This window comes from Paraburkholderia sabiae (genome assembly GCF_030412785.1).
In the GTDB taxonomy this organism is placed as follows: domain Bacteria; phylum Pseudomonadota; class Gammaproteobacteria; order Burkholderiales; family Burkholderiaceae; genus Paraburkholderia; species Paraburkholderia sabiae.
Window position 1 is genome coordinate 2893670 of sequence record NZ_CP125295.1, and the last position, 24930, is coordinate 2918599.

Here is a 24930-nt window from a genome sequence, read left to right on the forward strand (position 1 = left end):
CCCGCAGTCAACACGAATACATGTTAGTCATGCAAATCAAACCACTCGTCGGCGTCAGTGCCGACAGAACGATGATGGGCCCGCATCCGTCGCACGTGGTCGGCGAGAAGTACCTCGCCGCCATCGTGGACGGCGCGCAGGCGCTCGCGATGGTGCTGCCCGCGATGGGCGTTCGACAGTCGCCGGAAGATCTGCTCGCGCATATCGACGGCTTGCTCTTCACGGGCAGCTATTCGAACGTCGAGCCGGATCGCTATGGCGGTCATGCGAGCGCGCCTGGCACGCTGCACGACGCCGCGCGCGACGCGACGACGCTGCCGCTGATGCGCGCCGCCATCGACGTGGGCATTCCCGTCCTCGCGATTTGTCGTGGCTTTCAGGAAATGAATGTCGTATTCGGCGGAACGCTGCATCAAAGCGTTCAAACGGTGGAAGGCTACGACGACCATCGCGAGAACAAGGAAGACGACCTCGATCTGCAGTACGCGCCCTCGCATGCGCTGCAACTCGTGCAAGACGGGCTGTTGCAGAAGCTCGCCGGTGGCGCGAGCGAAGTGCGCGTGAATTCGCTGCATGGACAAGGCGTCGAGCGGCTCGGCGACGGCCTCACGGTCGAAGCCCGTGCGCCGGACGGGTTGATCGAAGCGATCAGCGTGTCGCATGCGCGTGCCTTCACGCTGGGTGTGCAGTGGCACCCCGAGTGGAAGCATGCGAGCGATGCGCTATCGACAGCGATCTTCCGTGCGTTCGGTGCCGCATGCCGCGATCGAATGCGCAAGAGGACGGGTTCGGCAGCTACTGCAAACGCACATGTCTGATCCCCGTCCGCGCAAAAAACAGAGAGAACGATCATGCAAGAGATTGACGAGTTTCTGAAGAAACATCACATCACTGAAATCGAAGCGATCATTCCCGACATGGCGGGAATCGCGCGCGGCAAGATCATTCCGCGCAGCAAGTTCGAATCGGGCGAATCGATGCGCCTGCCCCAAGCCGTGATGATCCAGACGGTGACGGGCGAATATCCCGAAGACGGCTCGCTCACGGGCGTCACCGATCCCGACATGGTGTGCGTGCCCGATCCGTCGACGATCCGCATCATTCCCTGGGCCGTCGACCCCACCGCGCAGGTGATCCACGATTGCGTGCATTTCGACGGCACGCCCGTCGCGATCTCGCCGCGCCGCGTGCTGCGCCGCGTGCTCGATCTGTACAAGGCAAAGGGTTGGAAGCCCGTCATTGCGCCGGAGCTGGAGTTCTATCTGGTCGATATGAACAAGGACCCGGACCTGCCTTTGCGCCCGCCTGTCGGTCGTACAGGGCGTGCGGAAACAGGACGCCAGGCGTATTCGATCGAAGCCGTCAACGAGTTCGACCCGCTATTCGAAGACATCTACGAGTACTGCGACATTCAGGAACTCGAAGTCGACACGCTGATTCATGAAGTGGGCGCCGCGCAGATGGAGATCAACTTCCTGCACGGCGATCCGCTCAAGCTTGCGGATCAGGTGTTCCTCTTTAAGCGAACCGTGCGTGAAGCGGCATTGCGTCACCACATGTACGCGACGTTCATGGCGAAGCCGATGGAAGGCGAACCGGGTTCGGCGATGCACGTGCATCAAAGTCTCGTCGATGAAGAGACGGGCCAGAACCTGTTCACGGGCAGCGACGGCAAGCCGACGGAAATGTTCAACGGGTATCTGGCGGGACTTCAAAAGTACACGCCTGCGTTGATGCCGATCTTCGCGCCGTACATCAACTCGTATCGCCGTCTTTCGCGTTTCATGGCTGCGCCGATCAACGTGCAATGGGGTTACGACAACCGCACCGTTGGGTTCCGCATTCCGCATTCGGGTCCGCAGGCGCGTCGTATCGAGAACCGCATTCCGGGTGTCGACTGCAATCCGTATCTCGCGATTGCGGGCACGCTTGCGGCCGGCTATCTCGGCATGACACAGCGGCTCACGCCCACTGAACCGCTTTCCAGCGACGGCTATGAACTGCCCTATCAGTTACCGCGAAATCTGGAAGAAGGCCTCACCTTGATGGGCGCCTGCGAACCGCTCGCGGAAATCATGGGCGAGCAGTTCATCAAGGCTTACCTCGCGCTGAAGGAAACCGAATACGAAGCGTTCTTCCGCGTCATCAGTTCGTGGGAGCGCAGACATTTGCTGTTGCACGTCTAAGTCGCCTTTAGGAAGTACTCGACAGACGAACGCGCAATTAGCAAAGAAAACTGGAGGCAACATGAGTTTCAGAACAGAAGAAATCACTTATGTACAACCCGCGCAATCCGCACAATCGGCCGCGACGGCGGGCGCATCGCAACAGCAGCGCAGCACTGCGGAATACCGCGCGCTGGATGCCGCGCATCATATCCATCCGTTCTCCGACATGGGCGCACTGAATCGCGCGGGCAGCCGCGTGATCGTCAAGGCGGAAGGCGTGTATCTGTGGGATTCCGACGGCAACAAGATCATCGACGGCATGGCAGGCCTGTGGTGCGTCAACGTCGGCTACGGACGCAAGGAACTGGCAGACGCCGCCTATAAGCAATTGCAGGAACTGCCCTTCTACAATACGTTCTTCAAAACCACGCACCCGCCCGTCATCGAATTGTCGGCCTTGCTCGCCGAACTGACACCCGCGCCGTTCAATCACTTCTTCTATTGCAACAGCGGCTCGGAAGGCAACGACACGGTGCTGCGCATCGTCCATCAGTACTGGGCGACGCAGGGCAAGAAGCTGAAGAAGTTCGTCATCTCGCGCAAGAACGGCTATCACGGTTCGACGATCGCAGGCGGCACGCTGGGCGGCATGGGTTATATGCACGAACAGATGCCGTCGCAGGTCGAGCATATCGTGCATATCGACCAACCTTACTGGTTCGGCGAAGGCGGCGACATGACGCCAGAAGAATTCGGCCTCGCGCGTGCACGTCAGCTTGAAACGGAGATTCTCGAACTCGGCGCAGAAAACGTCGCGGCGTTTATCGGTGAGCCTTTCCAGGGAGCGGGTGGCGTGATCTTTCCGCCGTCTACCTACTGGCCGGAAATCCAGCGCATTTGCCGCAAGTACGACGTGCTGCTTGTTGCCGATGAAGTGATCGGCGGTTTTGGCCGCACGGGCGAATGGTTCGCGCATCAGCACTTCGGCTTCGAGCCGGATCTGATCACGATGGCGAAGGGCTTGACGAGCGGCTATATCCCGATGGGCGCGGTCGGCCTGCACGACCGCATCGCAAAAGCAATCATCGAAAACGGCGAGTTCAATCATGGCCTCACGTATTCGGGCCACCCTGTCGCCGCCGCGGTCGCCGTCGCGAATCTGAAGCTGCTGCGCGACGAGAAGATCGTCGAGCGCGTGAAGAACGAAACGGGCCCGTATTTCCAGAAGTCTTTGCGTGAAGCGCTCGCGAATCATCCCATCGTCGGCGATATTGCGGGTGTGGGTCTCGTCGCGGGTATTCAACTCGCCGAGAACCCGAAGACGCGCAAGCGTTTCGAGAACGGCGGCGACGTCGGCACGATCTGCCGCGACTTCTGCTTCAACGGCAATCTGATCATGCGTGCAACGGGCGACCGCATGCTGCTCTCGCCGCCGCTCGTCATCACGAAGAGCGAGATCGACGAAATCGTTTCGAAGGCGAAAAAAGCCATCGACGCAACCGCACAACAACTCGGGCTTTCATAACGGCAGTCAGACCACCGGCGCGGGCGCCGTGACGCATCCACAACGCGACACACGCTCATGCCGGACTTTTCTTCAAGGGAAATCAACATGAGCGTTTGGTATCTTCGTCATGCGGTCGCGGGGGCCGCACTGCTCGCCGCGGCCGGCATTACGGGACTTTCAGCTACGCCGGCGCACGCTGCCGACACCGAACTGAATGTTTATAACTGGTCCGACTACATTGCGAAGGACACGATTCCGAACTTCGAGAAGCAGACGGGCATTCACGTCAAGTACGACAACTACGACAGCGACGACACGCTGCAGGCTAAATTGCTTGCAGGCAGTTCGGGCTACGACATCGTCGTGCCGACGTCGAACTATATGGCCAAGCAGATTCAGGCCGGCGTCTATCAAAAGCTCGACAAGACGCAGATTCCCAATCTGAAGAATCTCGATCCGACCTTGATGAAGCTGATTGCCGACGCCGATCCGGGCAACCAGTACGGCGTGCCTTGGGCATATGGCACGGACGGTATCGGTTACAACGTGCAGGCCGTGCAGAAAGTACTCGGAGCGAATGCGCCCGTCGACAGCTGGTCGCTCGTGTTCGATCCCGCGAATCTGTCGAAGCTCAAGAGCTGCGGGGTGTCGTTCCTCGATCAGGCCGTCGACGTGTTCGCCGCGACGCTGCAATACATGCACAAGGATCCGAACAGCACGAATCCCGGCGACTACCAGGCTGCTTATGAAGTGCTGAAGAAAGTCCGCCCGTACATCACGCAATTCAACTCTTCTGGCTACATCAACGACCTCGCCAATAACGACGTTTGCGTCGTCGTGGGCTGGTCCGGCGACGTCGGCATCGCGCGACGCCGCACGCAGGAAGCCAAGCGTTCGTATGAGATCAAGTTCTCGAACGTGAAGGAAGGCGGCCTGCTGTGGTTCGACGTGATGGTCGTGCCGAAGGATGCGCCTCACCCTGAAGCCGCGATGAAGTGGATCAACTTCATCTCCGACGCGAAGAACAATGCGGGCATTACCAACGAAGTGTTCTACCCCACCGCCAATCGCGCCGCGCGCCAGTTCGTCACCCCGGCTGTCGCGCAGGATCAGACGGTCTATCCGGCCGACGACGTGATCGCCAGGATGACGCTGATGAAACCGATGCCGACAGAAATTCTGCGGCTCGAAAACCGCCTCTGGGCGCAACTGAAAACCGGCCACTGATTCTGATTCGACGCCGGTTATCAGAGACATGAAAGGGAACTGAATGAAGCGGTAAAGGGATCGCTCGATCCCTCTACCGCAGAGCAGTCGCGCAGTCAGTCTGCGCCTCACGCGCAGCCCCATGTTTCCCCGATTGCAGCACGATCCTGCGAGCGCTTCGCGCGCCTCGCCAGGGCCCGTTCGTGCCTGCGATCCGCAAAGAACGGTCACACATGAATACGACGCACACCACGCAAACCGCGAATGCGGCCACGCAGCCCACGACCTCGAATGCGGCGCAAACGAAAACGGAACAGTTCGTCCGCATCGAAAACGTCGTGAAGAAATTCGGCGACAGCACGGCTGTCGACAACGTCAACCTGAGCATCGCGAAGAACGAACTGTTCGCGCTGCTCGGCAGTTCGGGCTGCGGCAAGTCCACGCTATTGCGCATGCTGGCGGGCCTGGAGACGGCCACGTCCGGCAAGATCTATGTCGACGGCGAAGACCTCGCGACACTGCCGCCCTATCGCCGCCCCGTGAACATGATGTTCCAGTCGTACGCGCTCTTTCCGCATATGACGGTCGAATCGAACGTCGCGTTCGGTCTCAGGCAGGAAGGCACGCCGAAGAACGAGATCAGGGAACGCGTCGCCGATGCGTTGAATCTCGTGCAGATGAGCAAGTACGCGAAGCGCAAGCCGCATCAGTTGTCGGGCGGTCAACAGCAGCGCGTCGCACTCGCGCGTTCTCTGGTGAAGCGCCCGAAGCTGTTGCTGCTCGACGAGCCGATGTCCGCACTCGATAAAAAGATCCGCCAGAAGACCCAACTCGAACTCGTGAACATCATCGAGAAAGTCGATGTCACCTGTGTGATGGTCACGCACGATCAGGAAGAAGCGATGACGATGGCAAGCCGCCTCGCCGTCATGAGCGAAGGCCGCATCGTGCAGATCGGCTCGCCTTCCCAGGTGTACGAGTTTCCGAATAGCCGCTTTTCCGCCGAATTTATCGGCTCGACCAATCTGTTCGACGGCGTCGTCGTCGAAGACGAACCCGATCACATCTTCGTCGAAAGCGAAGATCTCGAAGCACGCATGTATGTGAGCCACGGCGTGACGGGACCGCTCGGCATGCCCGTGGGGATATCCGTGCGGCCCGAGCGCGTGCGCGTGTCGCGCGAGAAGCCGGGCGCGGCGCACAACTGGGCACGCGGCGTCGTGACGGATGTGGCCTACATGGGCAGCTATTCGCTGTATCACGTGCGTCTGCCGAGCGGCAAGACCGTCGTGTCGAATCTCTCCAGCTCGCACCTGATGAGCGAAGGTGCGCCCGCCTATAACGACGACGTGTTCGTCTCCTGGTCGCCGTCGAGCGGCGTGGTGCTGACGCAATGAGAAATCCTGCCCAACCTGCCGCGGCACAACTGAGTGCCACACGTCATGCGAGTCCCGCGCTCGCATCGTTCAAACAACGCCTTGCGAAGCTGCTGCCTTCGGGCCGCAGCACTGTCATCGGCATTCCGTTCATCTGGCTCACCGTGTTCTTCGCGCTGCCGTTCGTGCTGGTGCTGAAGATCAGCTTCGCCGATTTGCGCCTCGGCATTCCGCCCTATACGGAATTGCTCAGCGTGAAAGACGGTGTCGTGCATTTCGCGCTGCAACTGAGCCATTACGCGTTCCTCTTGCAGGACAGCCTGTATGTCGCGACCTATCTCAGCTCGTTGAAGATGGCGGCTGTGTCGACTATCTGCTGTCTGCTGATCGGCTATCCGATTGCGTACTACATCGCGCGCTCGGCACCCGCGACACGCAATCTGCTGATGATGGGCGTGATGCTGCCGTTCTGGACGTCGTTCCTGATTCGCGTGTATGCGTGGATCGGCATTCTGAAAGACGACGGTTTGCTCAATCACACGCTGATCGCGCTCGGCCTGATTCACACGCCCTTCCGTCTCTATCACACGGATATCGGCGTCTATATCGGCATGGTCTATTCGTATCTGCCGTTCATGGTGATGCCGCTCTATGCGCATCTCGTGAAGATGGATCTCACGTTGCTGGAAGCCGCCTACGACCTCGGCGCAAAGCCATGGACAGCGTTCACGCGCATCACGTTGCCGCTGTCGAAGAACGGCATCATCGCGGGCTCGTTGCTCGTGTTCATTCCCGCTGTCGGCGAGTACGTGATTCCCGAACTGCTCGGTGGCGCCGACACGCTGATGATCGGCCGCGTGATGTGGGATGAGTTCTTCAACGATATGGACTGGCCGATGGCATCCGCTGTGACGGTGGCGATGGTGCTGCTGTTGCTCGTACCGATGGCCGTATTCCAGTACTACCAGGTCAAGGAACTGGAGGGCGCGAAATGATCAAGCCGAATAAGCCTTTATCCGCAACGGTACTGACGGTCGGATTTCTCTTTCTCTACATCCCGATCATCAGTCTCGTCGTGTTTTCGTTCAACGAGTCGAAGCTCGTCACCGTCTGGTCCGGCTTCTCGCTCAAGTGGTACGGCGCGCTGCTGCACGACAACGAACTGCTGACAGCTGCATGGCTGTCGCTGAAGATGGGCTTGATGACGGCATGTGCGTCCGTTGTGATCGGCACCTGGGCGGGTTTCGTGCTCGCCCGCTTCGGACGCTTTCGCGGCTTCACGTTCTTCGCGGGCATGATCAACGCGCCGCTCGTGATTCCAGAAGTGATTCAGGGCATTTCGCTGCTTCTGCTGTTCGTCGCGCTCGAACAGATGATCGGTTGGCCCAAAGGACGCGGCGTGCTGACCATGTGGATCGGCCACGTGATGCTGTGCGTGTCGTATGTCGCGATCATCGTGCAATCGCGCGTGAAAGAGCTGAACAAGTCACTTGAAGAAGCCGCACTCGATCTTGGCGCAACGCCGTTCAAGGTGTTCTTCGTCATCACGCTGCCGCTGATCTCGCAGGCGCTGCTGTCGGGCTGGATGCTGTCGTTCACGCTCTCCATCGACGACCTCGTGCTTTCTGCGTTCCTCTCTGGCCCCGGCTCGACGACGCTGCCGCTCGTCGTGTTCTCGCGCGTCCGACTCGGTCTCAACCCGGAAATGAACGCGCTCGCGACGCTCTTCATCACGGCCGTGACGATCGGCGTGATCGCTGTGAATCAATGGATGCTGATGCGCGACCGCAAGCGCACGCGCGACATGCAAATGGCGTTCGCGCTTGCCAATGAGGCCGATGCCACCGATGCGCCGACGACCACACGCCCTGCCATGGCAAGAAAGAAACTCGATACGGCCAACGCATAAGAAGTTCTTCGCAATACGACAAACAAGGAGAAAATTGCATGAGAAAGAAACTTATCTGTCTGCTGGTAGCGGGGGCTCTGCCGGGTGCCGCATTCGCGGACTCGACCAGCGCGCAGATCAAGGCCCTTCAGCAACAACTCAACGCGCTGCAAAAGGAAGTGAAGGAATTGCGTGCGCAAGTTGCTTCCAGTCCTGCTGCAACACCGGCTAGGGGAACAGCCGCTGCGCCTGCGCTGGCGGCCGGGCCTGCCATCGATATTTCATCGCCGGACTACGGCAAGGCGCCCGCGCGGCTCAGCAACGACGACGTGACGGCAATGAAGCAGCAGATCGCGAACCAGCAGTTGAAGGTGGACTCGCTCGAAGATGCCGCGCAGACGGGACCGATCGCGGGCCTCTCGGTGACGGGCTATATCGACCCGACCTACATCTATAACCGCGCGCAGAGCTCGTCGTCGTTCCTGTTCGCGAACCACGAGAGCGCGTACAACTACTACAACAGCACGTTCGGCGATCTCTATCTCGACATCAAGAAGACGTTCGGTGTCGGACCGATGGCGCCGTCGGCGGAAATCACGCTGATGCCGAACCGCGGCAACGGCATCACGCTGCTGCAGAACTCGCATGGCGAGATCGGCAACAACATCCTGAACACCGCCGTGGTCAACGTGCCGCTGACGGGTTCCACGACGTTCGTCGCCGGTCTTATTCCGAGTTTCGGCGGTTATGAAGTGCAGCAGTCGAATCAGATGCTCACGCTCACGCACAACCTGCTGTACGACTTCTCCGATCCGGGCAGCTATGTCGGCGTCGGTGCGAACTATACGAAGGGCAACTGGGCGTGGAAGTTCTTCCTCGGCAACGAACAGTACCGCACGTATGGCGCCGTCACGCAGACGGGCACGAATGCGCTGGGCGATCCGATCACGACGAGCAACAAGATCCCGACCTTCACCGCTCGCGCCGACTACACGTGGTCGAGCGCGCTCGATATCGGCGGCTCGATCAACATCGGCCGTCAGACGCTGCCGAGCGCAGTCGATGCGACGACGGGCAACGTCACCTACGGCGTGGGCGGTCAGGCGCCGAGTTCCGGCGGCACGTTCTTCTTCGGCGAAGTGGACGCGACGTATCTGCTCGCCGACGTGCAGTACAACGCGGAACTGGACTACGGTCAGCAGCAGAACGCGGCGTTCAACGGCGGCCAGGCGCAATGGTATGGCCTGTCGCTGCTCGCGCACCGCAAGTTCAACATGCCTGTGGTGGGCCGCATGGGCGCAACGCTGCGCTATGACCTGCTCGTCAACAGCAAGAACGGCGGCGGCGGTGGCGGCATTGCGTTGAACTCGAACGGCATGGACGTGAACAACGGCTTCGGCATCGGTGCGGATTGTCTTGCGAACTCGAAGGCCAATGGCGGTCTCGGCTTCGAGTGCAAGGGCGCGAACCGTCAGGACATTGCGCTCGATCTGCTGTTCTTCCCGACCCAGCAGATCACGGTCAAGGTCGAATATCGTCACGACTGGGCGAACCAGAATGTGTTCCTGCGCAACGACGGTTCGTATAGCAAGTCGAACGATCTGCTCGCCACGCAGTTCATCTATTCGTTCTAAAACGTAGGGCGGGAGCGGCGCATGCCGTTCCCTTTTTCTCTGACTGCCTATGCTCAAATTCGCCAACCAGCCTCATGCCGCGTCCTGGTACGCGGCGACTGTCAACGATTCCACCCGTCATCCGCCGCTGGACGACAACATCAGTGTCGATGTCTGCGTGATCGGTGCGGGTCTCACGGGTATTTCGACGGCGCTCAATCTCGCCGAACGCGGGCATTCGGTGGCCGTGCTGGAAGCGTCGAAAGTGGGCTGGGCGGCGAGCGGACGCAATGGCGGCCAGATGATCGGCGGCTTTGCGTGCGATATCGATACGTTCGCGAAGTACATGCCCGAGAGCGACGTGCAGCGCATGTGGGAAATGGGCCTCGAAACGCTGGATATCGTGAAGGAACGTGTCGCGAAACATCGTATCGACTGCGATCTGACGCTGGGTTATCTGACGGCCGCCAACAAACCCGCTCATGCCGATGCATTGCGTGCGTGGCGCGACGATGCGAAAGAGCGCTTCAAATACGAGCGATTTCGCTACGTCGAACGCGCGCAGATGGATCAGTATGTGCAATCCTCGCGTTATCTTGGGGGACTTTTCGATCCCGATAGCGGGCATCTGCATCCGCTCAACTACACATTGGGACTCGCACGCGCTGCCGTTGAAAGCGGCGCGCGCATCTATGAAGACAGTTGCGTCACCGCGTTGCGCAGCGAAAACGGCATACATGTCGTCGAAACGGAACGCGGCACGGTGCGGGCATCGTATGTCGTGCTGGCGTGCAATACATGGCTCGGCTCGCTCGCGCCCGACGTATCGCGCAAGATCATGCCTGTCGGCACATATGTGATTGCAACTGAACCGCTCGACGCACAACGCGCCGCCGCTCTGATGCCCGCACGCGCAGCCGTCTGCGACAGCCGATTCGTGCTCGATTACTTCCGCCCTTCTACCGACAACCGTCTGCTATGGGGCGGCAAAGTCAGCTATTCGACATTCGCGCCACACAATCTCGGTGAAGCGATGCGCCGCGACATGCTGAAGACCTTTCCTCAACTTGCCGACGTCAAAGTGGACTACGCGTGGGGCGGCTTCGTCGACATTACGATGAACCGCGCGCCGCATTTCGGCCGACTCGCGCCGACCGTCTATTTCGCGCAAGGCTTCTCGGGCCACGGCGTCAATACGACAGGTCTAGCGGGCAAGCTGATCGCGCAAGCCATCGACGGACAGGCGTCGCGTTTCGATCTGTTCGGTAAAATCCGCCATCGCGACTTTCCTGGCGGCGCGATGCTGCGCACGCCCGCGCTCGTGCTTGCAATGGCCTGGTATCGGATGAAGGACTTGCTGTGACTGAAACACTCGACCGCCGCGCGGATGCGTTGATCCGCAACTCGTACTATGAAGCTTCGGTTTCGCGTCCGCTCGTCGACGATCCGATGCTCGAAGGCGCGCTCGATGCCGACGTGTGCGTGATCGGCGCGGGATTCTCGGGCCTGTCGGTGGCGCTGGAATGCCGTGCGCGCGGGCTCTCCGCAGTCGTGCTGGACGCGCATCGTCCGGGCTGGGGTGCGTCGGGCCGAAACGGCGGACAGATGCTCGCCGGTTTTGCGAAAGACGAGATCATCGAAAAAGAACTGGGCCTTGAGGGCGCGCGCGCAGCCTGGGCGTTATCGGTCGAAGCCGTCAAGCTCGTGCGTGAACGGATCGAGCGATATGGAATCGATTGCGATTTCACGCCCGGCTTCATGACGGTCGCGACCAAAGCGAAGCGCGTCCCCGATCTGCGTGATTGGATGGATGCGGCGACGAATCGCTGGGGTTACTCGCATCTTTCGTGGGTCGACGCCGCCGATATGCGCGATCGCATCGCGTCGGAATGTTATCTGGCGGGCGTCTACGATGCCTTGTCCGGCCATCTGCATCCGCTCAAGTACTGCCTCGGTCTCGCCGATGCCGCGCGTCGCGAAGGCGCGCAGCTTTTTGCGCATTCGCCCGTGCTCGAAGTGGGGCGCGGCCTGTCGTGCGCACCGCGACGGGCGAAGTGCGCTGCCGCTTTGTCGCAGCGTGCGGCAACGCGACGCTCGGCAACGTGTTGCCCGCAGCGATTGCTGCGCGCATCGCGCCTATCGCGTCGTATATCGTGGCGACAGAATCGCTCGGCAAGGAACGCGCGGATGCGCTAATCAAAGACCGCACCGCGATCTGCGATAACAACTTTTTCCTGCATTACTTCCGCGTGTCGGCGGATCATCGCGTGCTGTTCGGTGGACGCGCGAGTTCGACGGGCGCCTCGCCCGCCCAACTCACCGACGATATCCGCAAGCGCATGCTCGGCGTGTTCCCGCAACTCGCGGATACGAAAATCGAATACGCGTGGGGCGGTTTCGTCGACATCACGCGCAATCGAGCGCCCGACTTCGGCTCGATCGATCCGAACTACTTTTACGTGCAAGGCTTCTCTGGTCATGGCGTCGCGCTGACGGGCATTGCTGGGCGCGTCATCGCGCAGACCATCGCGGGCGATACGGCTGCGCTCGATCTATTCGCACGCATCCGGCATGCGCGTTTCCCTGGCGGCCCAGCGCTGCGCGGCCCAGCCCTGGAACTCGGTATGCTTTATCACCGCATACGCGAACTGTTCTAACGTTCCAAGCCGCGCTGCAACACGCGCAGTACATGACAGACCGACCTCGAAACGGGCAGAATGTGCACCTCGCCTTCAACGCGCCTTAACAGCCGTGTTGAAGGCTTACCGTAACCCACTATTCGTTACGACGAGGCGTCGATGACTGCCCTGCTCACTTCTGAAATCGCATCGAAATTCGCGGGACTCGCGCTTGCCCACCTGACGCGCGAGTATCCGAACAAGCTCACGCATTCCCTCGCCGGCCCGCAGGACGTGCAAGGTCCGCGCGCGCTGCATCCCATCTTTTACGGCAGCTATGACTGGCACTCGTGCGTGCACGGCTACTGGTTGCTATTGCATCTGATCGAACGCTTCCCTGAATTGCCCGAAGCGGCGCGCATCATCGCCGTCGTCGACGAGCACTTTACGGAACACAACGTCGCCGGCGAGCGCGCCTATCTCGACCTGCCGCATAACCGCGGTTTCGAGCGGCCCTACGGCTGGGCGTGGCTGCTTGCGCTATCGGGTCAGGTCGCGGCGCTGAAAGTGCCGCAAGGCGAGCGCTGGGCGAAGACCATCGAGCCGCTAACGCAAGCATTCGTTGAACGCTTCGAAGAGTTCTTGCCGAAAGCGACGTATCCGCTGCGCGTCGGCACACACTTCAATACCGCATTCGCACTGGCACTCACGCTCGATTTCGCGCATCGCACGCAACGCGATACGCTCGCCAGGCTGATCGTCGATACCGCGAAGCGCTGGTATCTGAACGACGCCGGATGTCAGGCATGGGAGCCGTCGGGCGACGAGTTTCTGTCGCCTGCGCTGATGGAAGCCGAGTTGATGCGCCGCGTGTTGGCGCCCGCCGAGTTCGACGCATGGTTCGCGCGCTTTCTGCCGGATCTGGCGCAACGCCAGCCGGCGACGCTGTTCGTTCCCGCTACCGTTACGGATCGCAGCGACGGCAAGATCGCGCATCTCGACGGGCTGAATCTGAGCCGCGCGTGGTGTCAACGCTCGCTGGCGCGCGCGCTGTCGAACGACGATCCACGCCGCGCCGCGCTCTTCGAAGCCGCCGACGTGCATCTGGAAAGCGCGCTAGAGCATGTTGCGGGCGACTACATGGGCGAACATTGGCTCGCCACGTTCGCTACGCTTGCACTCGAGGCGTAGCCACTAACGCGCATATCGCTCGCGCAAAGCAAAAGAAAAACGGCCAGTGCTTTCAAAGGCACTGGCCGCTTTTTATCGCATCGTTCTTTACGTCAATGCGAAATCTCTTCGAGCGCGATGCCTCGCGTGCGCGGCCCCATCATGCCGATCACGATCATCACGATCGCCATCGCACCCGCGATGAACACGAATACGCCTGTCGATCCAAAGTACTTCAGCACCGATGCGATAAAGAACGCCGTGAAGATCGCTGAAAAACGGCTCCACGAATAAACGAAGCCGACTGCGCGCGCCCGGATGCTGGTCGGAAAGAGTTCGGCCTGATACGCGTGATAGCTGTACGACATGATGTTGCTGCCGAGCGTCAGCCCCACGCCGAGACAGATCAGCAGCACAGCCGCCGTCGTCTGACTGAACCACAACCCGCACACGATGATCAGCGCTGCCATCGCGACGATCACGCTCTTGCGCTCGTAGCGGTCCGCGATGAACAGCCCGATGATGGGACCGATCGGCGCCGCGAGCGCAATGATGGTCGAATACGCGAGGCTCGTCGTCACAGTAATGCCCTGCTTGATCAGCAGTGTCGGCACCCAGTTCGCGAAGCCATAAAAGCCCACGGTCTGGAAGATGTTGAAGATGGCCAGCATCAGCGTGCGGCTGCGATACGGCGGCACCCACATGTCGCTGAAACGTCCACTCGGCGGCACGGGAACGGGCGGCGCTGCGGCCGGCAGCGGCTTGCCGTACTCGGCCTCGACCTTCGCTTCGAGTGCGCGCATCACGCGGTCCGCTTCTTCGACGCGCCCTTGTTGCGCGAGCCAGCGCGGGCTTTCGGGCAGATTGCGACGGATCCACCAGACGAACAGCGCGCCGTGTGCGCCGATCAGCACGACCCAACGCCAGCCGTCGAGTCCGAGCGGTGCGCTCGGCACCAGCAGCCACGCGAGAAACGCAACGACAGGCACAGCCGTAAAGCCGACCGCCTGTTCGCACGCAAACGCACGGCCGCGGATGTGCTTCGGCACCAGCTCGGAGATATACGTGCCGATCGTCACCAGTTCGACGCCGATGCCGAGGCCTGCCATGAAGCGCCAGAAGTTGAGCCCCGTCGCCGTTTCCTGAAACGCCATGATCAAGTTCGCGACGGTGTACCACAGCAGCGAATACGTGAAGATCGCGCGACGCCCAAAGCGGTCGGCGAGAAAGCCGCATGCGATCGTGCCGATGAACAGGCCGAGAAACAGCGTTGCGATGAAGCTCGCTATGCCCGTCGTGCCAAACAGGCCATGCGTGGTCGCAGTCAGAATGCCGCTCTTGACGATGCCCGGCGCGACATAGCCCGTATAAAGCAGATCGTAGAGTTCGAAGAAGAAGCCGAGACTCAGCATCACGACGAGCTTCCAGACGGAGCGCGTCGCGGGCAGACGGTCGAGCCGCGCGCCGATGGAGCCCGCGTCGATGGCGAGGGAAGAAGCAGCGTGCGTGCAGTTCTGCTGGTTCCCAGGCTGCAAGGTGCCCGCCTGGTCTTGCGTTGTCATTGTTCTGTCTCCTGTGTCGATGCGAGCCCGGCGTGCGATGCAAGCCAGGCTCGCATTGTAGCCGCGCTTCGCTTATGACTCGCCTATGCGGCAGATGTCGTGTCCATCACCACGCTCGCATCGGCGCGCTGCAACAGACGCCGGTTGCGTGTCGACAGATTCGTCAGCCGCAGACGTTTGCCGAGCTTCGCATAGCGCTCGTGCAGCGTTTCGAGCGCCGCAATCGCCGAATGATCCGCGAAATGCAGGTGTCGGCAATCGAGCGTCACGTCGGCGGGATCGTTGTGCGGCTCGAAGAGCGCATGAAAATGCGTCGTCGATGCGAAAAACAGGGTGCCGCGCGGCGCGTGCGTCGTTTCTCCGTCTGCGCCGTCCGTGGTCTCGCGGTGAATTTCGTTTGCGTGCTGCCACGCGAAACTCAGCGCCGAAATGACGATGCCGCACAGCACGGCCGTCGCGAGATCGGTGAACACGGTGATCGCAGTAACGGCGACGATCACGAGCGCGTCGCTACGTGGCACTTTTTTCAGCGCGCGCAACGAGCCCCACGAGAACGTCTGTTGTGCCACGACGAACATCACGCCGACCAGCGCCGCGAGCGGAATGCGCTCGATCAACGGCGACAGGAACAGGATGAACAGCAGGATCATCACGCCGCTCGTCACGCCCGACACGCGCGTGCGCCCGCCCGAACTGAGGTTGATCACGGTCTGACCGATCATCGCGCAGCCGCCCATCGCGCCGAACAGACCCGACACGATATTGGCCGCACCCAGCGCAATGCATTCGCGATTCGGCTGGCCGCGCGATTCCGTGATCTCGTCGGTGAGATTGAACGTGAGCAGCGTTTCGAGCAGACCGACCATCGACATCAGCGCCGCGTACGGAAACACGATACGCAGCGTGTCGAGATCGAACGGTACGCCCGGCACGCTGAATTGCGGCAGCCCGCCCGCAATGTGCGCCATATCGCCGAGCGTGCGCGTCGGCAGATGCAGCAGTTCGCTCAGCACGCCAATGCCGACGATGGCAGCGAGCGCAGGCGGCACCGCTTTGGTGAGGCGCGGCAAGCCGTACACGATCGCGATCGTCAATGCGACGAGCCCGCACATCAGCCACAGCGCCTGGCCGTGCAGCCACGCGGTGCCTTGCGGCGTCGCCTGCCTGAAGTGTTCGAGCTGCGCCATTGCGATGATGATGGCGAGTCCGTTGACGAAGCCGAGCATCACGGGATGCGGCACCATCCGGATCAGCTTGCCCAGACGCAGCGCGCCGAACAGCATCATCAGCACGCCGCCCAGCACGACGGTCGCGAACAGATACTGCGGACCGTGCTGCACGACGAGCGCGACGATCACCACGGCCATCGACCCCGCTGCCCCCGAAATCATGCCCGGCCGCCCGCCGAACAGCGCGGTGATCGTGCAGATAAAAAAGGCGCCATACAGGCCCATCAGCGGATTGAGATGCGCGACGAGCGCGAACGCAATGCACTCGGGCACCAAGGCAAACGACGACGTGAGGCCGGCGAGCACGTCACCGCGCAGCGAAGAGAAGTTGAAACGGCGGTCTTGCATGTTGTTGTTCGAACGGATCGGGCGCGCGGTCACGCAACACTCACGCGCGCAGGCAAAGTGGACGGATTGCGATGCACCCGGTCTGGGCACGACGGGCTCGGCCTACGCGAGGTGGCGTACCGAGGTGGCGTACGTTCGGGTGCAAAGATGAACAGATGGAAAAGACAGGCTCGTGACGGCCTGGCGGGCCGGACGGCCCGATGTGCGAGACTCTCGCAGCGCACGCGATTCTACAGGGTCCGCCGCTCGCGCGCAGTGACACCCGCAGTGAAACCCGCAGGGACACTCGAAGAAAAGCGCCGCGTATTCATAGGGAAACGCGGGCGCCTGATGTCGGTAGCCGGTCCTTTACCGGTATTCGAAATCGTCTGCGGTAATCAACACCTGCGTCACCCCTTTCGCGAGCGCCTTGCGCTCGGCGACAGCGGTGATACGGCGCTGGCCGTTGCCAAACGCCTTCGTGAGGTGCGATTCGTCCGCGCCGCGCTCCAGCCAGAAATGCCGCTCGAGTGCATCGCGCGTGATCGCGCAGCCTATCGCGCGCTTTTGCACGACGATATCGAAAGTCACGGACTGGCCGTTATGCGAAAGGGCGAAATTGCTTAAGGACTGTTCCATTTTCAGCCTCTCTTGAACTGCGATTACCTGTATTGCGTGTTGCTTTCGTGAACCGTGCGTGAATATTCCCGCACACAAACTATCTCATTCCGTTCGGCATCGATCATTTCGGGCGAACCCTTGAAGTGCCTCACTGCAAACGTTTTTATGGCCGCGACACATGTCGTCTTCAGATGGCGACGATAAAAAACGTCCGACATGTTCGCATTTTGAAGGCTTTCGTGCAGATCACCTCCGCCGTGAGACCTCGATTTACGCGCGCAGTTGCATGGCGCGCAGTGCGGAGTTCTCAATCCGACTTACCTCTGACGAAACTTTGTGCACGAACGAATCCGCGCTTTAAAAGGTATTCCTGTGGAGAAGCATACAACGCAATCGTTTGCGGGATATGTCACGCGCCCTGCAATGGAGAAATCCATGTTATGGCAGAACCCCGTATGATCGAGGCTCTTAAAAGAACTCATACGAATCGTCGATGAAGCAGCCGCGCTGGACGGGACTCATCTATCTGCTGATCACCGCAACGGGATGGGCGCTCAACTGGCCCGCCATGAAAGTGCTGCTGCGCGAATGGCCGCCGCTTTTTTCGCGCGGCGTCGCAGGCGTGACAGCCTCGCTGCTGCTCGGGGTCGTCGCCGTGTGCGTCGGCGAAAAACCGCGCGTGCCGCGCCAGTACGTGCCGCGTCTGCTGCTCGCGGCCTGCACGAATGTCTTTGCATGGATGGGCTTTTCGACGCTGTCGATGAAATGGCTCAGCGTCAGCGAAGGCGCGCTGCTCGTCTACACGATGCCGATCTGGGCGATGCTGCTGGCGTGGCCGATTCTGTCGCGCAGGCCGTCGACCGTCGAATTTCTTGCGCTGCTGCTTGGGCTTGCGGGCGTTGTCGTGCTGCTGGGCGGGCGCGATGTCGCCTTCGACGCGGGCAAGATCGCCGGCATCGCCTTCGCGCTGCTCGCCGCCGTGCTGTTCGCGCTCGGCACCGTGATCGCGCGCACGCCGATTCCCGTCGCGCCGATCAGCCTCGTCGCGTGGCAGGTCGGACTCGGCTGCGCGCCGATGATCGTCGCGGGCCTGTTGATCGAGCATCCCGTCCTCGCCTCGCTGCACACGGACGGCTGGGCCGTGCTGATCTACATGACGCTCGTGCCGATGGGCGTGTGCTACCTCGCGTGGTTCGCGACGTTGCGGCATCTACCGCCGCAGATCGCATCGATCGGCATGCTGCTCGTGCCCATCATGGGTATCGTCGCGGCGGCGCTTGCGCTCGGCGAACCGCTCGGCTGGAAGGAAGCCCTGGCGATGGCGCTGACGTTGAGCGGCGTCGCGCTGGCCTTGCGGCGCAAGGCACCGCAGACTGATTGAAGCGCTCGCCGGACAAGGCGGGTTATGGCTGTTCGAGCACGTCCTTGAGCCGCTCGACGGCTTCGTCGGACTCTGACTGGATCTTCGCGCGCAGCAAGACCGCGTTGAGCAGCGCGAACCACAGCGTCGGCGAGCGATACGTGAAGGTGCGCTCGAACTCCGTGCCGTCCGCGTCGGGCGTCAGCGCGTAGCTGACGGTGCCCGCCGGACGGCCTTCTATCGTGCCGTCGATCGTCCATTTCTGCGGACGTTGACGTTCGACAACCGTCCACACCACGTGCCCGCGCCGCCCCGCCACACGAAATTCTTCCGTGGTCCGTTCGCCGAGGTCGAGGGGGTGATCGATCGCGCCCGTCACCGACAGCGACGACGGATGCCACGCGGGCCAGTGCGCAGGCGTCGTCACGTAGTCGAAAACGGCCGTGGGCGGGCGCGCGATCGGCATGGCGGTGACAATGGTCGTCGACAGAGGGTAGGCGCGCGGCAGCGGAATGAACAACACGCCGATGGCGGCCGCCACGCATGCCACCGTCACGATCGCTCGCAGTAGCGTTTTCATCGCTGTTCGCGCCGTGCCCGCGCGCGTCCGAATGAAGCGGGGTTCGGGCCGCCGCCTGTATGAAAGCAGCCCGCGTGACGATCTTACTGCTACCGTATGCGGGCGGCGACGTCGCCGCGCACTTCGCACGCTGTCACGCTAATGGAACATGGAACACGACCGATGCAAGCCCATCCCCTACGCCTGCACCCTGGACAGGACCTGCGCGACGCTCTCGAACAGACCGCGCATGAACTCGGCGCGACGGCAGCCTTCGTCGTGCAGGGCATCGGCAGCCTCAGCGTCGCGCAGTTGCGATTCGCGGGCATCGATCAACCGACGGAATTGCGCGGCGACCTGGAAATCCTGACGCTCGCGGGATCGGTTGCACCCGACGGCGCGCATCTGCACATGTCCGTATCCGATGCAGAAGGCCGCGTGTTCGGCGGACATGTGGCGCGCGGCTGCATCGTACGAACGACCGTTGAAATTCTGCTCGCGCTGCTGCCGGATCATGCGTTCTCGCGTGAGCCCGATCCGCAAACGGGCTTCATGGAGCTATTCATTCGCAAGGCTGCGCCCGGCAAATAGCGGCTTGAATCGCGGCTGGAATGGGATTCGCCTGTCTGTTCGATTGGCCGATGTCCGCGCGCGGTAGGAGCGTGCGCCGCTATGCCTTACACTTGTCGGGTCGGAATTGCATGCTCATCAATCAGTTGTTCAAGGAGGGAAACGTCCGTGGCAAATGAAAAAATGTTGGCGCAGATTTCGGAGAAGGCGGGCTTCATTGCCGCGCTCGACCAGAGCGGCGGCTCCACGCCTGGCGCATTGCGGCAGTACGGCATTCCCGACGACGCCTATAGCGGCGACGCCGAAATGTTCAAGCTGATCCATGAAATGCGCGTGCGCATCATCACCGCCCCTGCATTCACGGGCGAAAAAGTCATCGCGGCGATTCTCTTCGAAGCCACGATGGATGGGCAGGCTCAAGGCAAGCCGGTGCCGGCGTTCCTGTGGGAAGACCGCGGCGTCGTGCCGTTCCTCAAGGTCGACAAGGGACTCGAAGCAGAAAGCGACGGCGTGCGTCTGATGAAGCCGATTCCCGGACTCGACGCGCTCGTCGCACGCGCGGTCAAGCTCGGCATTTTCGGCACCAAGATGCGCTCGGTCATCGAGCAGAATTCGCCTGCGGGGATTGCCGCTGTCGTCAAGCAGCAGTTCGAATACGGCGCGCAAATCGACGCGGGCGGCCTCATGCCGATCCTCGAACCCGAAGTGTCGATCAAGACGCCGGATAAAGCCGGCGCAGAAAAGGCGCTGCGCGACGAGATCCTCAAAGGTCTGGACGCCCTCCCCGCCGACAAGCAGGTCATGCTCAAGCTGACCATCCCCGATGTCGCCGATTTCTACAAGCCGCTGATCGATCATCCGCGCGTGCTGCGCGTCGTGGCGCTATCGGGCGGCTATACGCGCACGGAAGCCTGCAAACTGCTCGCGAAGAATCACGGCATGATCGCGAGCTTTTCGCGCGCGCTGATCAACGACCTGAAGAAGCCGATGAGCGACAGCGAGTTCGATGCGAAGCTGGCTGAAGCGATCGACGAGATTTACGACGCGTCTGCCGTCAAGGTCTAAACAGTTGTTTTCATGAAGCCGCGCGCCTTCGGGGCGCGCGGCTTCGTCTTTTATGCGGCCGATGCGCCGTGTCAATGCGCGGTTGGCGGAACGTCGGGATCGACGTAATCGCTACGCGACACCCAGTACGGATCGCGGTTGTAATACGTGTGCAGCGATTCGCCCCAGCGTGAATCGGCCATGCTCGGCCAGTGATCCTTGTCGAAGCCCGGTTCGTCCTTCAGACGCTGCGCGCTGATATCGACGTGAAAACACTTCTGCTCCGTATCGAGCGTCAACGCGCTCCATGGAATCGCGTGCAGCTTCGCACCCATGCCGAGAAAACCGCCTTCGGACAGCACCGCGTAAGCGATACGTCCGCTTCGCACGTCTAGCATGATGTCGGAGATCTTGCCGACATGTTCTGCGTCGGACGAATACACTTTGGTGCCGTCGAGCGTCGCCGCCGCCATCACTTCCGGCCCCGGACCTTCTCCGACACCGCCGCCAACGATATCTGCACCACCCGTTCTGCGCGTTTGCGGATTGATTGAGCCCATTGCTTGCCTCCTTGTGAAAGTGAGCGCAGGAGTGGCGCGCAATGGTCGTTCCTGTTCCTTGCAGCGCGGCAAATGGATATACGCGACTTTCAGCACGTTTTACTTATCGACACCGATATCACGTCATTTTTACCGTATATATCTTCGCTGTGCGGCAACCCGCCGCACCGCTGCTGCGCAGTAAACGACGACATCTGCTTCTTACGCCACCCGCCTTCCGCCCCTACGATTGACACATGAAACGCGCGACCCGCGCGCGTTGCAGGAGAACGAAAATGGCCTTGCTGAACATGATGCGGATGGTGTTGTGGAGTTTCTTCGGCGTACGGCGCGGCGCCGGACATGAAGCCGATCTTGCCACCGTCAAACTGCCGCTCGTGCCCGTGATGGCAGTCGTGCTCGCGCTGTGCTTCGGCGGGCTGCTGTTCGCGTTTGCCAGGATCGCGGTGACGATCGCGCACTGACGCGTGTGTTCTATTGCGGAGACGCTTGCGTAATCAATTCGCCCAGCACGCTAATCGAGCGATCGATATCCGCATTCCACGGATGCCCGAAGTTCAGACGCACGCAATGGCGGAAATTGCGCGAGGCCGAGAAGATCGGCCCGGGCGCGAGGCTCACGCCCTGTTCGATGGCCTGCCTGTGAAGCGTCAGCGCATCGACGTGTTCGGGCAATTCGAGCCACACGAAATAGCCGCCTGAAGGCAATGTCCATTTCACGCCTTTAGGCATTGCGCGACGTAGCGCGAGATTCATCGCATCGAGTTGCGCACGCAAGGCAGTGCGCAATTTGCGCAGATGCCGGTCATAGCCGCCATGCTGCAAATAATCGGCGATACCGGCTTGCACGGGAATACTCGCCGATAGCGTCGTCATCAGTTTCGCCCGCTGTACCTTCTCCGCGAATCGTCCTGCCGCCGCCCAGCCGATCCGATAGCCTGGCGCAAGCGTCTTCGAGAAAGAACTGCAATGCATGACGAGCCCTTTACGGTCGAAGGCAATCGCAGGCAATGGATAATCCGCCTGAAAATGCAGTTCTCCGTACACGTCATCTTCGATCAACGGCACTTCATGGCGCGCGAGCAATTCGACGAGCGCCTTCTTCTTGTCGAGCGGCATCGTCGCGCCCGTCGGGTTCTGATAGTTCGTCATGAACCAGCACGCGCGAATGGGCTGCTTCTCCAGCGCTTGCGCTAGCGCTTCCAGATCGAGGCCGGTTTGCGGATCGACGGGTATTTCAACCGCGCGCAAATCGAGTCTTTCGATCGCCTGTAGCGCGGCATAAAAGCCGGGCGACTCGACAGCCACGACGTCGCCGGGCCGCGTCACTGCCATCAGGCAAAGATTCAGTGCTTCCAGTGCGCCATTGGTGACGACGATTTCATCGAGCGGTTGCGACAGGCCCATGCCCAGATAACGCAGCGCGATCTGCTGACGCAAGGCCTCGTTGCCCGGGGGCAAATCGACAACCGTGCTCCAAGGGTTCATCGTGCGCGACGTTTGCGCCAGCGACTTCGCGAGACGCGGCAGCGGAAACAGCACAGGCGAAGGAAAGGCCGAGCCCAGCGGCACGACGCCCGTATGTTTCGCCGCTTCGAGCACGCTGAAAACGAGTTCGCTGATATCGACTTTTGCGGATTCCGCCAGCGCACGTTTCGCACTCGCCTCGCGCTTGTCGCGAACGGCCGCACCGGGCGCGACGTAGTAGCCTGAACGCTCCTGCGCGCGTATGAGCCCCCACTCTTCGAGCAGATAGTAAGCACGAAACGCCGTCGACTGACTCACGCCATGTTGCGCGATGACCTGCCGCAACGAGGGCATGCGCGCGCCGACTGCGAGGCTGCCCGAGCGGATTTCGGCGGCCATCGTATTGGCGAGTGCTTCATATCGGTTCATTGAAAATTGCGCGTAGCCGTGCGCTCGTAACGGAGAGCTTTTTATACTAATCGGTACACGCCTGCGCAATCAACTCAATCAGCGCTTCTTGTGTTTCATCGACAGAAAGACGATCACTGCGCAGACACCCGCCACGATTGCCGCCGCAGTGAACGCGCGAGCAAAACCCTCGCCGTAGCTCGAGTGTGCAACGTGCACGAGCGTATCGAGCGATGCAGGCGGATACAGTGCGAATGCGCGAGCAAAGTCGCCCGCCATCACGCGCTCGGCAAAGCCCTGCACGAAGGGCAGATGCGTGTCCGCCATCCGTGCCGACAACGCCGAACGCACGCCTTCGGCAAGCACTGCGCCCAGTCCGGAGAAGCCGAGCAGAATGCCCGTGAAGCGCGACGTCGTGCTGATGCCCGACGCCATGCCGGCACGTTCGCGCGGCACCGTGCCCATGATCGCCTTCTGCGTTTCGCCGTTCAGCAAGCCGCCGCCGCTGCCGAGCAAAGCCATCGCGACGATCAGCCACGCGTGATCGGTACTGCGCGCGGCGAGCATCATCGCGAGATTGCCGCACGCAACGACCGCGAGGCCGAGCGTCAGGATCTGGCACGAATCCATCCAGGCCGCGAGCTTGCGCCCTAACTGCGGCAGGATCAGCATGGCCAGCGCAAAAGGCAGCATGCCCGCGCCAGCCGTCAACGCACTCTCGCCGCGCGCATTCTGCAGGAATAGCGGCAATAGCGAGGCCATCACCTGTGCCGACGACGCATAGGCAAACATCGCGACGATCGCGCCGACAAAAGGCAGCGAGCGGAATAGCGCAAGATCGAGCATCGGGTGCGCGCGCCGGCTCTCCACCCACGCAAACAGCGCAAACAACGCGACGCCTGCGCACGCGCGCAACGCGACGGCTTCGCTGAACCAGCCATGATCGGGGCCGAGAATCAGCGCCCATGTCAGGGCAAACATCGCGGATGCAAACAATGCGATGCCGGGCAGATCGAGCGCGCGCGGCGTCGGATCGCGCGATTCGTCGACGATGCGCACCACGCCCGTCGCCAGCAGCGCGCAGATGGGTACATTGATCGCGAATGCCCAGCGCCAGCCGAGCCATGCGGAGATCACGCCGCCGATCAGCGGCGACAGCACCATCGTCAGCCCCATGATGCCGCCCCACACAGCCCACGCCCGCGCGCGCTCATGCTCGTCATGAAACGCGTGGCCGATGATCGCGAGTGCCGGTGCCAGCAAAAACGCGGCGCCGACGCCCTGTGCTGCACGCGCGACGTACAGCAGCCTTGCGCTCGGCGCGATGCCGCAAGCCAGTGAAGCTGCGGCGAACAGCGCAATGCCCGTCAGAAACACGCGCTTGCGTCCATAGCGGTCGGCAAGCGAACCGGCCGGCAACAGCAGCGCCGCGAAACACAGCACGTATGCGCTGATCACCCATTCGATATCGGCGAACGAAGCATTCAGATCGCGCGCGATGGTGGGCAGCACAATGCCGACCACATTGGTATCGAGCACGGTCATCGCGCAGCCCATCGACGCAATGAGCAGCAGCGGCGTGCCGCGCGAAGCAGAACGGGAAGCGGAGCGGTCAGCGGAAATCGAACTCATCGGATAGTTCCGGCGAAAATGTGCGCAAAAAGCAAGGCTGTATTC

Annotated in this window: 20 protein-coding genes and 2 pseudogenes; 15 read left to right on the forward strand and 7 right to left on the reverse strand. The window is 61.3% G+C overall.

Annotated elements, in window-relative coordinates; all coding sequences use genetic code 11:
* The first annotated feature begins 29 nt into the window (after nucleotides 1-29).
* The 11 genes and pseudogenes from QEN71_RS12930 (at nucleotide 30) to QEN71_RS12980 (ending at nucleotide 13567) form a co-directional block, all read left to right on the forward strand.
* Nucleotides 30-818, forward strand: coding sequence for a gamma-glutamyl-gamma-aminobutyrate hydrolase family protein (locus QEN71_RS12930; protein WP_201653769.1), 789 nt, complete (start codon nucleotides 30-32; stop codon nucleotides 816-818).
* 33 nt (nucleotides 819-851) lie between these two features.
* On the forward strand, nucleotides 852-2186 hold the full coding sequence (locus QEN71_RS12935; RefSeq protein WP_201653772.1) for a glutamine synthetase family protein: 1335 nt from the start codon (nucleotides 852-854) through the stop codon (nucleotides 2184-2186).
* Nucleotides 2187-2247: 61 nt separating this feature from the next.
* Nucleotides 2248-3693 (forward strand): aspartate aminotransferase family protein, encoded by a 1446-nt coding sequence (locus QEN71_RS12940; RefSeq protein WP_201653775.1) that lies wholly within the window; start codon nucleotides 2248-2250, stop codon nucleotides 3691-3693.
* Nucleotides 3694-3780: 87 nt separating this feature from the next.
* On the forward strand, nucleotides 3781-4902 hold the full coding sequence (locus QEN71_RS12945) for a polyamine ABC transporter substrate-binding protein (protein ID WP_201653778.1): 1122 nt from the start codon (nucleotides 3781-3783) through the stop codon (nucleotides 4900-4902).
* 290 nt (nucleotides 4903-5192) lie between these two features.
* Nucleotides 5193-6278 (forward strand): annotated as a pseudogene (locus tag QEN71_RS12950) (ABC transporter ATP-binding protein); the annotation flags it as partial.
* Entirely contained in the window at nucleotides 6275-7252 is a 978-nt protein-coding gene (locus QEN71_RS12955) for an ABC transporter permease subunit (protein ID WP_201653784.1), read from the forward strand. The pseudogene QEN71_RS12950 and the gene QEN71_RS12955, both read left to right, overlap by 4 nt.
* Nucleotides 7249-8166 carry an ABC transporter permease subunit gene (locus tag QEN71_RS12960; RefSeq protein WP_201653787.1) on the forward strand — a complete coding sequence of 306 codons (918 nt, stop codon included), beginning with the start codon at nucleotides 7249-7251 and terminating at the stop codon, nucleotides 8164-8166. The genes QEN71_RS12955 and QEN71_RS12960 overlap by 4 nt, the downstream gene beginning before the upstream one ends.
* A 38-nt stretch (nucleotides 8167-8204) precedes the next feature.
* Nucleotides 8205-9779 (forward strand): DUF3138 family protein, encoded by a 1575-nt coding sequence (locus QEN71_RS12965; RefSeq protein ID WP_201653790.1) that lies wholly within the window; start codon nucleotides 8205-8207, stop codon nucleotides 9777-9779.
* A gap of 49 nt (nucleotides 9780-9828) precedes the next feature.
* Nucleotides 9829-11121: an NAD(P)/FAD-dependent oxidoreductase gene (locus tag QEN71_RS12970; RefSeq protein ID WP_201653793.1), complete on the forward strand. Its 1293-nt coding sequence runs from the start codon at nucleotides 9829-9831 to the stop codon at nucleotides 11119-11121.
* Nucleotides 11118-12415 (forward strand): annotated as a pseudogene (locus tag QEN71_RS12975) (NAD(P)/FAD-dependent oxidoreductase). The gene QEN71_RS12970 and the pseudogene QEN71_RS12975 overlap by 4 nt, the downstream one beginning before the upstream one ends.
* Before the next feature lie 141 nt (nucleotides 12416-12556).
* Nucleotides 12557-13567, forward strand: a complete 1011-nt coding sequence (locus tag QEN71_RS12980; RefSeq protein WP_201653795.1) for a DUF2891 domain-containing protein — start codon at nucleotides 12557-12559, stop codon at nucleotides 13565-13567.
* Between the two features lie 92 nt (nucleotides 13568-13659).
* Here QEN71_RS12980 and QEN71_RS12985 read toward each other — a convergent pair whose 3' ends face one another.
* The 3 genes from QEN71_RS12985 to QEN71_RS12995 all read right to left on the reverse strand — a co-directional run bounded on the left by QEN71_RS12985 (nucleotide 13660) and on the right by QEN71_RS12995 (nucleotide 17303).
* Nucleotides 13660-15108, reverse strand: a complete 1449-nt coding sequence (locus QEN71_RS12985) for an MFS transporter (protein ID WP_233471976.1) — start codon at nucleotides 15106-15108, stop codon at nucleotides 13660-13662.
* An 83-nt stretch (nucleotides 15109-15191) separates the two neighbouring features.
* Nucleotides 15192-16685, reverse strand: coding sequence for a SulP family inorganic anion transporter (locus QEN71_RS12990; protein WP_201653798.1), 1494 nt, complete (start codon nucleotides 16683-16685; stop codon nucleotides 15192-15194).
* A 348-nt stretch (nucleotides 16686-17033) separates the two neighbouring features.
* Nucleotides 17034-17303, reverse strand: coding sequence for a DUF1488 family protein (locus QEN71_RS12995; protein WP_201653801.1), 270 nt, complete (start codon nucleotides 17301-17303; stop codon nucleotides 17034-17036).
* Nucleotides 17304-17778: 475 nt separating this feature from the next.
* Here QEN71_RS12995 and QEN71_RS13000 point away from each other — a divergent pair, with 475 nt between their 5' ends.
* Entirely contained in the window at nucleotides 17779-18666 is an 888-nt protein-coding gene (locus tag QEN71_RS13000; RefSeq protein WP_201653804.1) for a DMT family transporter, read from the forward strand.
* A 22-nt stretch (nucleotides 18667-18688) separates the two neighbouring features.
* Here the strand turns inward: QEN71_RS13000 and QEN71_RS13005 are convergent, their stop codons facing one another.
* The gene (locus QEN71_RS13005) at nucleotides 18689-19225 is read right to left on the reverse strand and encodes an SRPBCC family protein (protein ID WP_201653807.1); all 537 of its coding nucleotides are present in this window, start codon (nucleotides 19223-19225) and stop codon (nucleotides 18689-18691) included.
* A gap of 162 nt (nucleotides 19226-19387) precedes the next feature.
* On the opposite strand from QEN71_RS13005, the gene QEN71_RS13010 reads away from it, so the two are divergent.
* The gene (locus tag QEN71_RS13010) at nucleotides 19388-19795 is read left to right on the forward strand and encodes a PPC domain-containing DNA-binding protein (protein WP_201653809.1); all 408 of its coding nucleotides are present in this window, start codon (nucleotides 19388-19390) and stop codon (nucleotides 19793-19795) included.
* Between the two features lie 147 nt (nucleotides 19796-19942).
* Nucleotides 19943-20839: a fructose bisphosphate aldolase gene (locus QEN71_RS13015; protein WP_201653812.1), complete on the forward strand. Its 897-nt coding sequence runs from the start codon at nucleotides 19943-19945 to the stop codon at nucleotides 20837-20839.
* A 71-nt stretch (nucleotides 20840-20910) separates the two neighbouring features.
* On the opposite strand, the gene QEN71_RS13020 is transcribed toward QEN71_RS13015, so the two are convergent.
* Nucleotides 20911-21378, reverse strand: coding sequence for a PRC-barrel domain-containing protein (locus QEN71_RS13020; RefSeq protein ID WP_201653815.1), 468 nt, complete (start codon nucleotides 21376-21378; stop codon nucleotides 20911-20913).
* A gap of 275 nt (nucleotides 21379-21653) precedes the next feature.
* Here QEN71_RS13020 and QEN71_RS13025 point away from each other — a divergent pair, with 275 nt between their 5' ends.
* Nucleotides 21654-21842 (forward strand): DUF2970 domain-containing protein, encoded by a 189-nt coding sequence (locus QEN71_RS13025; RefSeq protein WP_201653817.1) that lies wholly within the window; start codon nucleotides 21654-21656, stop codon nucleotides 21840-21842.
* A gap of 10 nt (nucleotides 21843-21852) precedes the next feature.
* Here the strand turns inward: QEN71_RS13025 and QEN71_RS13030 are convergent, their stop codons facing one another.
* Both QEN71_RS13030 and QEN71_RS13035 read right to left on the reverse strand, forming a co-directional pair.
* On the reverse strand, nucleotides 21853-23274 hold the full coding sequence (locus tag QEN71_RS13030; protein WP_201653820.1) for an aminotransferase-like domain-containing protein: 1422 nt from the start codon (nucleotides 23272-23274) through the stop codon (nucleotides 21853-21855).
* Between the two features lie 78 nt (nucleotides 23275-23352).
* Nucleotides 23353-24885 carry an MFS transporter gene (locus QEN71_RS13035; protein WP_201653823.1) on the reverse strand — a complete coding sequence of 511 codons (1533 nt, stop codon included), beginning with the start codon at nucleotides 24883-24885 and terminating at the stop codon, nucleotides 23353-23355.
* Between the last annotated feature and the right edge of the window lie 45 nt (nucleotides 24886-24930).